Consider the following 14,627-nt stretch of genomic DNA (forward strand, 5'->3'; position numbering starts at 1 on the left):
GCCATGCAACTATGAAATGAATTACTAAAATTAGTTCGTCACTTCCACTCCCACCGTCTCCTGAGCGCTGGTCCATGCCTCGTTCCACTGCGCCATAATTTCGTCAAAGGTCATATCTCCGTTGGCTGCATGCTCAATAATAGCCTGAATCTTGCTGTCGCCTCCGCTGTTGATATTGAGCTCGGATTCCGCATTCAGCTCGTTTAAGATATCCTCTTCGCCAGCCACTGCCGGTTCGTCAGCTATGAATTCAATGCCGTCAAAAGCTGAGTAAAGCGCCGGATATTCTCCGTCCATGCTGATCGGAACGCCGCCTTCGTTATAGGCAAATCCCGATTCCTCTGTCATCCATTTTACAAAAACCATAGCTGCCGCTTTATTGTCATCTGAAGCATTTACGTTAATTCCGTAGTTATAGTCAGGGCCTGCTGAAGCGTACTGCTTGCCTCCTACTGTGATAGGAAAAGACATATATCCAATATCATCGCCATGCTCTCCGGCATCTACCATCTGGGAGTAAGCCCATGAGCCAAGTACCATACAACCGATTTCTCCGTTGTTTATCATACCCTTGCAGCCTTCCCAGTCTGTAGTGGTATAGTCATCTTCAATCAGCCCGTTAGCTGTCGCATCATATAAAATCTTATATACTGCATAAGCATGAGTATCGTCTCCATAATTCTGGAAAGGATCCTGCGTATGTATAAGCTCCTGATTCATGTACTTGCTGGAACCGGTAGCGGAACCGTTGATATATGCATCCCATGCTCCCATGGTCCAGCCTGCCGCATAATTGGTATACAGCGGAATCGCATCCGTGTTGTCCTTAACCGCCTGCAGTGCCGCAATGAACTCCTCGGGAGTCTTGGGAATAGCCGTGATTCCCGCCTGCTCGAAAACTGCCTTGTTGTATACGATACCCTGAGCATTACCGGTGGAGGCTATGCCGTATACTGTGTTGTCATACATCCACTGGTCAGCGAATCTGACTACCTCGCTCACATCGTCCAGGCTGCCGTAAGGCACGAAATACTCGCTTAAAAGATTCTTATCAACTGCAGGAATCATTATGATATCTCCCCAATTGCCGGCAGTCAGCCTAAGCAGCGCATCATCCGCATAGTTGGTAACGCCTTCTACTTCTACTGTAATATCAGGATACGTTTCGTTGAATTTTGCAATATAGCTGTCTATCATTCCGCTATCGATCAAGTCTGTTCTGTGCGTAAGCCATTTTATGGTAGTAGTTATATCCTTATAGCTTTCTCCCAGAACGATATTCGTATAGCTCAGCTCACCCGCCGAAGCAGTGTCCTCTGCTGCCGCATCTTCTCCAGTTTCCTCTGTAGTTTCCGCCGGTGCCTCCTCGGTCACTTCCTCATTCGTGTTTACTGCCGCACTTTCGCCGCTTCCAGAGCCGCATGCCGCCATCGACAGGGTAAGTACCGCCGCCATACTGAGTGCCAATACTTTTTTCAGTTTCATAATAGGTATTCCTCCTTTTTGTTTTGCTTGTTTTCTGTATTAAGTCCCCGGTAAAATTTATTTATTTGGCAAATTTTACTCTGTAACTTTATTTTAATTATATTTAACTTTATTTTTTAATCATCATTATTTCTTGTTTTTAATCTTTAATTCTTGCATCAATTGTATATTTCCTCCTTTTACACAATTTTTATATCTATTTTTTATGCAATATTTATAAACTATTATTTTTTAAAAGCTATAAAAAATATAATTTTTTTACTTTTTAGTCATTTTTATCTTTTTATTACTTTTTATTTAATTAATCAATTTGTAATTTATACATATTCATAGTATAATTGTTACATAAATAACCGTGAATTCTTCTTTCATACAGAGATAGGAGGCCCATATGAATTTTACCGACGATTTTGAGAGCTATTTAGCCGCTTTGCCGCGACTTGGACCGGATAAGCCCGCAGACATTTTTCTGGGCAATAAATATGAACTAAATAAAGACACCGACGAGAAGCTGATATCAATTCTTTCCGGCGGTGCCCTGGAAGCTTCCTTTCCATATTCCTTCAGCCTTAACCCACTCAACTGCTACTTGCTTCTGTATACTGAGGAAGGATACGGGAAACTACACTTCGAGAGCAATATTTACTCGCTGGAGAGCAACACTTTACTGTTTCTAAAATGCGATAAGAAGATGAAGCTGGAAATTGCTGTATCGCCATGGAATTACAGCGTCTTTTTTATTAAGGGAGAAATTCTGAATTTTTATTACGATTTATTATCCCAGTACGGCTTTCCCCTTTACGTACTGCCGGAGCATTCCACCATCATACGCAATATTCAGAAGCTTTCCCTGGGCAGTACAACCGGCAGCATCCGCAACAAACTGTACGATTCCCGATATCTGGCCGACATCATCTGTGACCTGCTCATGGAAAGTATGGAAGCTGACAATCCCGAAACAAAGGTACCCGCATATTTACAGGAAATGAAAGCCCTGTTCGACATCGCCTATCAGGAGAACTACACGCTGGATGAACTGGAAGCTCATTTTTCTACAAGTAAGTACCGGCTATGCCGGGAATTCCGTTTCCATTACGGAGAATCCCCGCTGCAATATCTGAACGGAAAACGGATTGAAATCGCCAGGGACCTTCTTCTCACTACAGATTACCGCGTCCATGAGGTAGGCAGCCTGGTGGGAATCGACAATACCAATCATTTCATCTATTTATTCAAAAAAGAAACGGGCATGACTCCGCTGTCCTATAAAAAGAAGCTGCCGGATATTACCCGTAAACAATTTCTGCCTCTATACATAAAATGAAAAAACGGTACAATATCAGTATCATTTTATTGAAAAAGGGGTTTTACGCATGATTACAACATTAGCAGAAGATCATTTTTATCTTTCCATTGTAATAAGACTGATCATCGCCATGATTATGGGCGCTCTCATCGGTTTTGAACGGGCCTCGAAGAAGAGTACGGTGGGACTGCGCACCTTTTCTATCGTCTGCGTGGCTTCCGCCCTCACCATGGTCATTAACGAATATTTAATCAGTCTCTATGGCACCGGCGATGCAGGCCGCCTTGCCGCACAGGTCATAAGCGGTATCGGCTTTCTGGGCATGGGCAGCATCATCCTCACCTCCCGCAATCAAATTCGCGGCCTGACTACCGCCGCCACTCTATGGGCAACCGCCATACTCGGCATCTCAGTCGGCGCAGGGATGATCATTCCAAGCTGTATCACCTTCGTTATCATGATGTTCATCATCACTGCTCTATCGCATATAAGTGCCCATCTGGAAAAATATAACCGGATCATGACCATTTATCTGGAGGTGGATAAGAATGTAGGATTACAGCATATTATCGATATCTTCGCAGAAAACGGATATGAGGTGGCTCAGCTTGTGAAGCATAAGAGCTCTCCCGAAGGGGATCTGACGGTACAGCTCGATCTGGACCTGAAGGGAAAATATCTGCATTCGGATATTATTTACAGGCTTAGCCAGCTGGAGAGCATTCATTATATTGAAGAAGTGAAAAGGCTTTAGATTAAAAGACCACCCTTTGGATGGAATTAACCTTTGTCCAAAGAGTGGTTTTCATGTTTAAGATATTTTCTTTCTGTTTACGCTGTCCTTGAGTACAATATGCCCTTCTACAATCGTTACTCCCTGCTTATAATATTCTCCCGATATTTTACGCAAAAGGTTGTTGATACTCTTTCGCGCCATTTCCTTCATATCGACCTCGTAGGTAGTTATCTCCACATCGCACAATCCTGGATAAAGATAGTTGTCGAATCCTACCACAGAAATATCCTCAGGCACACGGTAGCTATTTTCCTTTAACTTTTTGATGAGCTGACTGGCTGCCAAGTCGCAGTTGCACACGAAGGCTGTAGGCATCTTTGCCGGAAGCTGCAGTTCAAAGCCAAGATCCGATCTGCCCGTAACCGGGTCTCTGTCCTCTACTATCCACTCCTCCCTCGTGTTCTGTCCGTGCTCCAGCAGAGATTTCGCATAACCGAAATAACGGTCCATTATACTCCCTGTGCTCAGCAGTGTTCCCACATAAGCGATTTGTGTATGCCCCATATCGAACAGGTAATTCGTAAGCTTATACATTCCGTAATAATTATCGGTTATGATGGCATCACATTCATGCCTTTTATCATAAAAATCGAGATAGACAAGGGGCGTTTTTACCGAACTTCCGAGCATTTCCAGGTATTTGTCACAAAGAAGACCTATGACAATCATACCGTCCACCTTTTCTTCCTGAAGAAGCTTTGGAAGGACTAATGACTTCTCATCTTCGATACCCAGCACCTCCAGCATAGTAAAGCAATCCTTATGCAGGGCCCTCTGTGCTACCTCTTGATACATCTCCCAATAGAAGGACTTATATTTATCCAGAAAACGGTCGGATACAAGTACTCCTATATTATAGCTCTTACGGCTCCTTGCCAGCTTGAGTGCCGAAGGCTGCTTATACCCCATCTCCGCCGCCAGCTTTACAATCTTCTCGCGGACCTCTTCGCTGACGCCCTTCTGTCCGGACAACGCTTTGGATACCGTGACCACACTGACATTCATCATCTCCGCAATATCAGCCATTTTAACCGTCTTTGCCATTTTTCCGCTCCTTTCGTTCGTTTTATAGAACCGCTTTCAAATGATATAGTCTCCCTTTAAAATCCCCCCACAGATTCTTCACCTGAATCCCCGCTTTCATCAGGGTCTCTCCGTAATACTCCTCTTCCTCCCCCTCTATCCGGTATTTCATATTCGGGTCCAGGCCCTTCAAATATATTCTGCGGCTATGATAATTTGGACAGTTCAGTACTTGTATGTAAGTAACCAGCGCTTCCTTTTTGTCCTTACTCACCACAGCATAGCAATCGTACCGATGATTTTCTCTATAGGAGGCAATTCGATAATAATCGCCGCTGCGGACCAAATCGTTGTATTTATGATACATAGCTATCTGAGAGGGAATCATCTTTCTATCCTCCTCAGGTATCCTCGTCACGTCCAGCTCATAGCCGAAGGTACCTGCCAGCGCCACGTATCCCCTCGTCTCAAAAGGAGTAGTTCTGCCTACCGTATGGTTCGGGCAATCGGATACATGAGCACCCATTGCAGAAAGAGGATATATGAGCGCTGTTCCCTCCTGGATCTCCAGACGTTCTATCGCATCCGTATCGTCGGAGCACCATATTTGCGGACTGTAATAGAGCATACCGGGGTCGAACCGCGCACCGCCGCCGGAGCAATTCTCTAACAACAGGTATGGAAATTCCTCAGTAAGGCGATTCTGCAATTCATACAATGCCAGGACATAGCGGTGATAAAGCTCTCCCTGTCTGTCTGCGGAAAGCTTGGCACTTCCAATATCGGAAAGCGGACGGTTCATATCCCATTTCACATATTCGATGTTAGCGCTTCGAAGGATTCCCGCCACACATTCATATACGTAGTCCCGAACTTCCTCCCTCGTTATGTCAAGAACATACTGGTTTCTTGCAAGTGCTGCCCTTCTGCCCGGTATTGCGATTGCCCAGTCCGGATGGTTTCTATATAAATCGGAATCGGGAGAAATCATCTCCGGCTCGAACCATATGCCGAATTTCATTCCAAGCTTATTTACTTTCTTTACGAGAAAATCCAAGCCCCCTTTTAATTTTTCCTCATTTACCTGCCAGTCACCAAGTGCCCGATTGTCGCTGTCTCTATTCCCGAACCAGCCGTCGTCCATAACGAGCATCTCTATTCCAAGCTCTGAAGCCTGCCTCGCAATAGCTAATAATTTATCTGTATCGAAATCGAAATAAGTAGCTTCCCAATTGTTGATCAGTACGGGTCTCTTCTTATCCTTATATTCTCCTCTTATCAGATGATTCCTATATAAGTCGTGGAAAGTGCGGGTCATGCCGCCGATTCCGTTTTCCGAATATACCAAAACAGCCTCAGGTGCCTGAAATCCTTCTCCCGTACCGAGCTTCCAGCAAAAATCCTCAGAATTTATTCCCATCGTCAGACGGACGCTGTCAAATTGATTCACTTCCTCCTGAACGATGAAGTTACCCGAATAGACGAAGTTCACGGCATAGACCTCTCCCGCATCCTGGGATGCACCTTCCGTCATCAGTGCCATAAATGGATGCTCCTGATGCCCCGGTTCTCCCCGCAGGGAGGATACTGCATATTTACCGAAGCCAATCTTCTGCCTCTGGATATGGCGCTCTCTCGCCCAAGAGCCGTGCAGTGTCATTCGTTCGAATTTCTTGTTGTCCATATCCAGACAAGCTGACAGGACCTTAGTCAGATACAGGTCTTTTTTAGAAGCATTTTCCACATAAACGCTTCTCGTTATCACATCCACATCTTCAAAGGCAGTGTACATAAGAGTTACAACAAGCCCCAGCGCCTTATCCTCGCATAGAATCTCCAGCGTAGTACAATGCCCCGCTCCTCCGAAAGTAGCCGGCAAGCCGGTAAGATCAGGCTTGCCGGTACATATTTTATGGGACACTACGGAAAGACTCACCCCTCGATGTCCCTCCTGCGAAATCACATCGATGCAGCCGTCTCTGTAATCTCCCAACCCGTGCCCAGGGTACTCCATTGGAAAGGAATCCATAAAGGAACACTTATCCCTATTGTTTTTCGAGGGCACAAAAGGAGCTTCCCCCGTCCGAAGCAGATAAGTCACATCATGGTCTTTCAGCTTGCTCCCGTAATATATGTGTCCGAGAAAATTATCCTCATCCACCACAGCCATAATATAGGAAGTATTCGGCGTATCTAATTTAAAAACGCACTTCGCTGCATGAGCATTCTGTGGCTCCAAATCATAATGTTTTATTCCCATAATATTCTCCTAAGCATTTTTTAAGTTAAAATAAAGTAATTTTAATTAAATTATAAATTAAATATGAGTAATGTCAACCTCATTTCATATTATTTATTTTTTTTATGTTACTATTCGTTATTGTTATCGCTGTAAGCCAATGCACAGCGAATCGCTTTCTTCCACCCCTTTAGCAGCTTCTCCCTTTCCTCCTCCTGCATAGACGGAAGAAAAGTTCTTCCCAGCTGCCAGTTTTCACATATCTCGTCTTTATCCTTGTAGTATCCGGTAGCCAGCCCGGCCAGATAGGCAGCTCCCAAGGCCGTAGTCTCAATACATTTCGGCCTATGCACTGCCGCATCGATGATATCTGACTGAAATTTCATGAGGAAATGGTTGGCGCAGGCTCCCCCGTCCACCTTCAGCTCCTTCAAATGTATTCCCGAGTCCTCTTCCATGGCTCGCAGTACGTCCGCCGTCTGATAGGCAATGGATTCCAATGTCGCCCGGACGAAATGTTCTTTTTTACACCCCCGCGTAATGCCCACTACCGTCCCTCTCGTGTACTGATTCCAGTAAGGAGCACCTAGGCCTGCAAAAGCTGGTACGATATACACTCCATTGGTATTAGGCACCATGTCCGCATATTCCTCGGACTGAGCGGCTTTCCCCAACATCCGCATCTCATCCCGCAGCCATTGTACCGCCGCTCCGGCCACGAACACGCTTCCTTCCAGAGCATATTCTACTTCGTCTCCGGTGCTTGCGGCAATCGTGGTAAGCAGTCCGTGTTTTGATACCGTGGCCTTATGTCCCGTATTCATCAATAGGAAACAACCCGTACCATATGTATTTTTCACCTGCCCCGATTCAAAGCAGCACTGGCCGAACAAGGCGGCCTGCTGGTCTCCCGCCGCGCCCGCTATAGGGATATTTCCTCCCAGAATCCCTTTATCCGTATATCCGTAAATAAAACTGGAAGGCTTTACCTCCGGCAGCATGGATGCAGGAATGTTCAGTTTGACAAGAAGTCTCTCATCCCAGCAAAGCGTATGGATATTAAAGAGCATGGTGCGCGAAGCGTTGGTATAATCGGTAATGTGCACCTGTCCCTTGGTCATGTTCCAGATAAGCCATGTATCCACCGTACCGAAGAGAAGTTCTCCCGCTTCTGCTCGTTTTCTCGCACCTTCTACGTTATCCAGTATCCACGTAATCTTTGTGGCTGAGAAATATGCGTCAGGAATAAGTCCCGTCTTCTCTCTGATAATATCTCCATAGCCTTCTTCGTTCAGTGCGTCAATTCTGTCGGCCGTCCTGCGGCATTGCCAGACGATCGCATTATAGACAGGCTCTCCCGTCTTCTTATCCCAGATAATCGTGGTCTCTCTCTGGTTGGTGATGCCTATGCCGCTTATCTCCTCAGCGCTCACACCAAGCAATGCCATAGCCTCCGTAGCGACCGCCAGCTGAGAAGACCATATTTCCATAGGGTTGTGCTCCACCCAGCCGGGCACCGGATAAATCTGGTTAAATTCCTTCTGTGCGATGCTGCAAATCTTTCCCTTTTTATCGAATAAAATACATCGGGAACTGGTCGTCCCCTGATCCAATGCCATCATATACTTTTTCATGCAATACCTCTCTTCTCTATTTTAATCAATGTCAGACCTTTCCACGCTCTTCGTCGCGACGACATCCACTCCCGTCCCTGCCGCATCGGATAAAATGACCGCTCCCAAAAAGACCGGAGCCGCTACCTCCACTTCCCTCAGCGCTTCCATACATTCCATAACCTTTCCTTTGGGAATATCGTATCTGGTCTTCACAGGCACTACCGCCTGCCTGCCGCCCCGCACCCGTACCGTAGTCGTTACGATTCTCGTCGGGTTCGTCAGTTCCTTATGAGCATATTCCTCCCCCCTGCCGCAGGAGTTCCCCTTCACCTCCCATGTGCCATCCTCCTGAACAGTTACCGAGAGCATACATCCAACCGGACACTTGATGCATATCAATTCTGTTTTCTCCATCTTTTCTGGTTTCTTCATATTCACAAATCCGCCCTTTCAAGTATATAGTCCAACAAATAACTCGACCACGTTTAGATATACACCCCTATTCCTCTTCTATTGCCACAGTGATTGATTTCAAATCAGAGAACTTCTCCATTTCGCTTTTCTTCAATTTAATCTGTTCCATTTCTCCCGGAAGGAGAACACGCTTTTTCTGTTTTATGACAATTGTGTCATTACAGTAAACCGTCAGAAAAACATTCCGATACACATTCCCCACCCGAAATCTGACCACCTGCTCCTTTTCCATATATTTCACCCGAAGAAGAGAGGGCACAGTATAGCGCACGCCTCCCTCACATTTTATGACCGCAGTCTCCTCATTCACAGGACAGCTCGCTTTCACATAAGCGGCGGCATACTCTCCTGCGGCATTGGCCTCCTCCGATACATGATCCACCAGATCATGGACATGAAGCACATTCCCGCAAGCGAACACTCCTTCTACGTTTGTCTCCAGGCTTTCATTTACCACAGGTCCTGCCGTTACAGGATTCAAAGCTACACCCAGCCCTGCGGACAGCTCATTCTCCGGTATGAGTCCGCAGGAAAGCAGAAGGGTGTCGCAGCTTATATATTCCTCCGTACCGGGAATGGGCTTCCTATCGCCGCCCACCTCGGCTACAGTCACTCCCTTTACCCTTTCCTTTCCATCGATGTCGATGACCGTATGACTTAGCTTAAGCGGAATCCCGTAGTCTTCCAGGCACTGTACGATATTCCTCTTAAGGCCGCCGGAATAGGGCATCAGTTCCGCCACCAGCTTAACCTTCGCTCCTTCCAGCGTCATCCTTCTCGCCATTATCAGGCCGATATCACCGGAACCTAATATCACAACTTCCTTTCCCGGCATTCTGCCTTCCATATTCACATAGCGCTGGGCCGTCCCCGCCGAGTAGATGCCCGCCGGACGGTAACCCGGAATATTCAAGGCTCCCCTGGGGCGTTCCCTGCAGCCCATGGCCAGAACCACCGCCTTCGCTTCTATTGTAAAAAGACCGTCTTTCTTGTTCATCGCAGTGATAAGCTTCTTATCCTTCTCAGTTGAAATATCCACAGCAATTGTACGTAATAGATAAGGTATCCCCAGATCCTCCGCCTGACGGATGTATCTTTGTGCATATTCCGGTCCGGTAAGCTCTTCCTTAAATGTGTGCAATCCGAATCCGTTGTGGATACATTGATTCAGGATTCCTCCCAGTTCTTCATCACGCTCCAGCACAAGAATGCCCTCTATTCCGGCTTTTCTGGCCGCTACTGCCGCCGCCAGCCCCGCCGGTCCGCCGCCTACGATTAGAATATCCGTCTTTTTATCCATCCCTTCTCCTTCCACACTCTAAGCGGTTCCTATATCTTCCTTACCGTCAGAAATCTCGATTCTCCGCCCGATTTCGTAATCTCTCCCGCATCCGTTCCCAGCTCCTGCGCTAAAATCTCCACCGTCTTCGGCGCACAAAATCCGGATTGGCAGCGTCCCATTCCCGCTCTTGTACGGCGCTTTATGCCATCCAGCGTAGTTGCCCCCAACGGTCTGTGTATGGCATCCATAATTTCTCCCTCTGTGACCAGCTCACAGCGGCAGATTATGTTGGCGTATGCAGGGTTTTTCTCTATCAATGCCTTCCGTTCCTCTTCACCGGCATCCGCCATTCCATGGATTCCCTGCCTATGGGCCTTAAAATCTACCTTTTTAGGTACAGGCAGAAGCTCCTGCACGATTCCGGCAACATATTCCCCGATAGCGGGCGCACAGGTAAGACCCGGCGATTCGATTCCCGCCACATCGATGAAGCCGGAGGCATCTTCCGCTTCTCCGATTACAAAGTCCCCGACAGTTTCGTGAGCGCGCAGCCCTGCGAAGGATGTGATGACCTTCTCTACCGGAACTCTCCGAATGCTCAGGCCGCCTCTTTTGAGCAAATCGTCAAGTCCCACTCCCGTAGTATTCGTACCTTCCTTATCCTCGATATCCACAGCCGTAGGCCCTATCATCAGGTTACCATGCACGGTGGGCGTTACCAGCACGCCCTTTCCATATCGTGTGGGAAGCTGAAAAATAGTATGGGAAACATAGCTGCCCGCCGATTTATCGAACAGGCAGTATTCTCCTTTTCTCGGTATGATATGGAATTTCTTTTCACTTACCATGTTATGAAGCGCGTCTGCATAAAGTCCTGCGGCGTTAACGACAATCCGGCTTTCAAACATCCCTTGAGAGGTCTTAAGCAGATATCCCTCCTGTATTCTCTCTATTTGCAGAACTTCCGTATTAAGGTAGAATTCCACACCATTCTCACAGGCATTTTCTGCCAGCGCGATGGTAAGCCCAAAAGGGCATACGATGCCGCCGGCAGGCGCGTACAAAGCCGCCACTGCCTCGTCCGAAATATTAGGCTCCATAGCTCGCAGTTCCTGTACCCCTATGACGCGCAGTCCTTCCACACCGTTTTGCTGTCCTTTTTCCAGAAGCCTGTGCAATTTATCTCTATCCTTCTCATCGAAGCAAAGTACCAGCGTACCATTTTTTTTAAAAGGAAAATCCAGTTCTCTGGAAAGCTGTTCCATTTTCCTATTTCCCAGGACGTTCAGCTTCGCTTTAAGCGTCCCCGGTTCCGCGTCATGCCCCGCATGAACGATTCCGCTGTTGGCTTTGGATGTACCTTCGCAAATATCCGACGCCCGCTCCAGTACAGCCGCTTTTCCCTTATAGTCATAGCGTGACAGCTCTCTCGCAATAGCCGCACCGGTTACGCCTGCTCCTATTACAATGACATCATACATGTTTTCGCCCTCCGAGTTTTATTTCCTCATAGGTTTATCATATCATTTTCCGTACTACTTTTCGATAGCTTTTTTATAGTGCACTTTTTTTAATACTCTTTTGACAAAGGGATATTCGTATGTTATTCTTCTATAGGATTTTATTGTATTCACACCTTGTCAAACGATGGTAAGGAAATTTTTATACATATAGAAAGCGCGTCGAACTATGAGTATTGGAATCGTATTACAGCAAATGGCAATTATCTTTATCCTTATTATGACGGGAGCGCTGCTTTACCGCAGATCGATGATTTCTGACGAGACCTCCAAACAGATATCGGCGCTTATCATAAACCTCTGCAATCCGGCACTGTTAATCTGCTCCGTCTTTGACGCCGGACCGAAGGCTTCGAATTCCGACCTCCTTACAGGTGCTTTCATCGTGCTTCTGGCATATGTCGTACTCATATTGTGCGGACATCTGATTCCTCATATCTTGCGCGTTCCGGACGAAGACCATTTTGCATACAGACTGATTACTGTTTACGGCAACGTGGGCTTTATCGGTATTCCACTCGCAATGGCTCTCCTCGGTTCGGGCTCGTTGATCTATGTATCTCTCAACAATCTTGTATACAATATACTTATTTATACACACGGTCTTTCCACCATTAAGGCTGCCGCGATCGATAGCGTAAACCATGATCTTTCCGACGATGCTTCACCTTTGGAGCGGGAGAAGGAAATTGCAGAAAGCTTTGCCCGGGGTCTGTTTAGAGCAACGAAAAAATTTGTGAACGCGGGCACCGTTTCCGCTATTATAACCATAGTTCTCTATATAAGTAATGTCAGCGTTCCTGTACTCCTTTCGGACACCCTTACTCACGTGGGGCGCTCCACTACCTTCTTATCCATGCTCATATTGGGCGTGTCGGTAGCGCAGATGCCTTTGGCTGATATTTTTTCCCATAAGAAACTATATGCCTTCGCTGCGCTGCGTATGGTCATTATCCCTGTACTCTGCGTATTCCTGTTCCGGCTTTTCACGGACAACGTACTCATTATCAGCACCACAGCGCTGATGCTCGCTGTGCCTGCCGGGAATATACCGCTCATATTGTGCAAGCAGAATAATCTGGAAAGCGCTGTCATTTCCAGAGGTATTATTCTTTCTACCCTGCTTTCCTTCCTTACGATACCCATTGTGACCTTATTCATTTAAAATTTTATTTCGGTTTCTTTTCAGGCCCTTACACATCTTGTTACTGTGTGGAGTGAACAGTGACCACATCTTTGGTATTTTTAACGATTTTACGCTGATTTCTTTGCTTTTATAGAAAAACATGGTATAATTTGTAGAAAAAGTACGATATGGGGGTTTTTAAATGGAACGCAATCAAATTTCACGTATTAATAAGTTACTGTTTTTCGCTTTAACGCTTACGACCATATTTCTGACTATTGGCTTACTGTCGCAGCTGACGTTATCCGGTTTAGCCCCGATCATAAGCATAGTTCCTCTAGTCGCGATCCTTGCATTTTACATCGGAGACATCGTTATTATCCTGAACAAAAGCTGGGCTTTAGCATTGCTGCCCTATACCGCAGTCTCATTCTCCGTTATCTACGCATTTATCCTGCTGTCAGGCAATTCCAATGCCGTTTATCCTTACATGATTCCGATTATTCTCATTTTGACCTTGTATCTCAACAAGCGAATTTCCACAATCCTCGGCATCTATTTCATTCTCATTAATCTCATTAAAATCGTATTGATCATGAGCAGTTCCGGCAATCCTGCGGAAATGATAGAATATGTGATGATTGAACTTATTATCAGCGTACTCGTGGGCATCGCTTCCATTATGGGCACGAATCTGCTGATACGTTTCTTCGAGGAATACTCGGAAAAAATCAATAAGGAATCAGTGCTCAACCAGAATATGGCAAGCGAAGTGGTAGCATCGGCAAAGTATGTCCTCACTCAGGCGGAAGCTTCATCAGGTTTACTCGATGAAATTGCAGGCACTACAAAGACAATCAGCGATTCGCTGAAGGATATCAACGACAGTGCTAATATGACCGCTTCCAATATCGAACAGCAGACAATGATGACAAACTCCATACAAAATGTCATCGAAGAAACGTTCAAGCGAACGAAGGAGATCGTTGAAATCGCTTCCATTTCCTCGGATTTTGTGGAAAATGGCGTAAAGGCCATGAATCGCTTGACCGTTCAGTCCGACCAGTCTATCCAGTCCGGCTATGAAATGGATTCAGCGGCAGAGGAAATGATGAAAAAGGCGGACGATGTTCGTAATATCATAGGCATTATCCTCGGGATCTCTTCCCAGACGAACCTCCTTGCCTTAAACGCTTCCATCGAAGCTGCAAGGGCCGGAGAAGCCGGAAAGGGCTTCGCGGTAGTTGCCGATGAAATCCGCAAGCTGGCGGAACAGACGAGTCAGGCTACGGGAGATATTTCCAGTATCCTGGATGAGTTGTCTTTAAACACTACCGCCGTTTCTGATAAAATAAAATATACCGTCCACACCTCAGAGGATCAGAAAGAATTAATCGATGCAACAAAAGCGGAGTTCTCGAGTATCGAGGAAAAGATTCATATACTTAGCCAGCACGTAAACGATGTGAACAGGAAAATGGAAGAATTGTTCGATTCTAACAACAGTATCGTGGATGCAATCAGCAACCTTTCCGCAACCAGTGAGGAAATATCCGCAAGTACAGAGCAGGCTTATGATATCGGCGGGAAAAATGCGAACAGCGTGAGTGATTTCGTCCAGATCATGAAAGATATTACAAATACTATCGAGAAACTCTCCGATTATAAGGTGAAATCAGTAATATAAGTGAAATGATTATTTTTTGATTTCCACAGAGTAACTAACTTTCAGGCTGTGGAAGATTCCACAGCTATTTTTG

11 protein-coding genes are annotated in these 14,627 nt (G+C 46.1%); 4 read left to right on the plus strand and 7 right to left on the minus strand.

Annotated features, from left to right (window positions below):
• Positions 1 to 30 precede the first annotated feature (30 nt).
• On the minus strand, positions 31 to 1,485 hold the full coding sequence (locus V6984_RS19370) for an ABC transporter substrate-binding protein (RefSeq protein WP_342757239.1): 1,455 nt from the start codon (positions 1,483 to 1,485) through the stop codon (positions 31 to 33).
• Between the two features lie 391 nt (positions 1,486 to 1,876).
• On the opposite strand from V6984_RS19370, the gene V6984_RS19375 reads away from it, so the two are divergent.
• Both V6984_RS19375 and V6984_RS19380 read left to right on the plus strand, forming a co-directional pair.
• A complete protein-coding gene (locus V6984_RS19375) occupies positions 1,877 to 2,809 on the plus strand; it encodes a helix-turn-helix transcriptional regulator (protein ID WP_342757240.1) in 933 nt (310 codons plus the stop codon).
• Between the two features lie 49 nt (positions 2,810 to 2,858).
• Complete coding sequence (locus V6984_RS19380; RefSeq protein ID WP_342757241.1) at positions 2,859 to 3,545, plus strand: MgtC/SapB family protein; 687 nt, start codon at positions 2,859 to 2,861, stop codon at positions 3,543 to 3,545.
• A gap of 57 nt (positions 3,546 to 3,602) precedes the next feature.
• Here the strand turns inward: V6984_RS19380 and V6984_RS19385 are convergent, their stop codons facing one another.
• From V6984_RS19385 to V6984_RS19410, 6 genes are all read right to left on the minus strand, one after another.
• Complete coding sequence (locus V6984_RS19385) at positions 3,603 to 4,631, minus strand: LacI family DNA-binding transcriptional regulator (protein WP_342757242.1); 1,029 nt, start codon at positions 4,629 to 4,631, stop codon at positions 3,603 to 3,605.
• Positions 4,632 to 4,653: 22 nt separating this feature from the next.
• Positions 4,654 to 6,870 carry an alpha-galactosidase gene (locus V6984_RS19390; protein WP_342757243.1) on the minus strand — a complete coding sequence of 739 codons (2,217 nt, stop codon included), beginning with the start codon at positions 6,868 to 6,870 and terminating at the stop codon, positions 4,654 to 4,656.
• Positions 6,871 to 6,980: 110 nt separating this feature from the next.
• Positions 6,981 to 8,483: a glycerol kinase GlpK gene (gene glpK, locus V6984_RS19395; RefSeq protein ID WP_342757244.1), complete on the minus strand. Its 1,503-nt coding sequence runs from the start codon at positions 8,481 to 8,483 to the stop codon at positions 6,981 to 6,983.
• Between the two features lie 21 nt (positions 8,484 to 8,504).
• Complete coding sequence (locus V6984_RS19400) at positions 8,505 to 8,879, minus strand: DUF1667 domain-containing protein (RefSeq protein ID WP_342760056.1); 375 nt, start codon at positions 8,877 to 8,879, stop codon at positions 8,505 to 8,507.
• A gap of 85 nt (positions 8,880 to 8,964) precedes the next feature.
• On the minus strand, positions 8,965 to 10,239 hold the full coding sequence (locus V6984_RS19405; protein ID WP_342757245.1) for an NAD(P)/FAD-dependent oxidoreductase: 1,275 nt from the start codon (positions 10,237 to 10,239) through the stop codon (positions 8,965 to 8,967).
• A 29-nt stretch (positions 10,240 to 10,268) separates the two neighbouring features.
• Positions 10,269 to 11,702: an NAD(P)/FAD-dependent oxidoreductase gene (locus tag V6984_RS19410; RefSeq protein ID WP_342757246.1), complete on the minus strand. Its 1,434-nt coding sequence runs from the start codon at positions 11,700 to 11,702 to the stop codon at positions 10,269 to 10,271.
• Positions 11,703 to 11,910: 208 nt separating this feature from the next.
• On the opposite strand from V6984_RS19410, the gene V6984_RS19415 reads away from it, so the two are divergent.
• Both V6984_RS19415 and V6984_RS19420 read left to right on the plus strand, forming a co-directional pair.
• Entirely contained in the window at positions 11,911 to 12,906 is a 996-nt protein-coding gene (locus tag V6984_RS19415) for an AEC family transporter (protein WP_342757247.1), read from the plus strand.
• A 163-nt stretch (positions 12,907 to 13,069) separates the two neighbouring features.
• Positions 13,070 to 14,554 (plus strand): methyl-accepting chemotaxis protein, encoded by a 1,485-nt coding sequence (locus tag V6984_RS19420; protein WP_342757248.1) that lies wholly within the window; start codon positions 13,070 to 13,072, stop codon positions 14,552 to 14,554.
• The last annotated feature ends 73 nt before the right edge of the window (positions 14,555 to 14,627 follow it).

The organism is Kineothrix sp. IPX-CK (genome assembly GCF_039134705.1).
Lineage (GTDB): Bacteria > Bacillota > Clostridia > Lachnospirales > Lachnospiraceae > Kineothrix > Kineothrix sedimenti.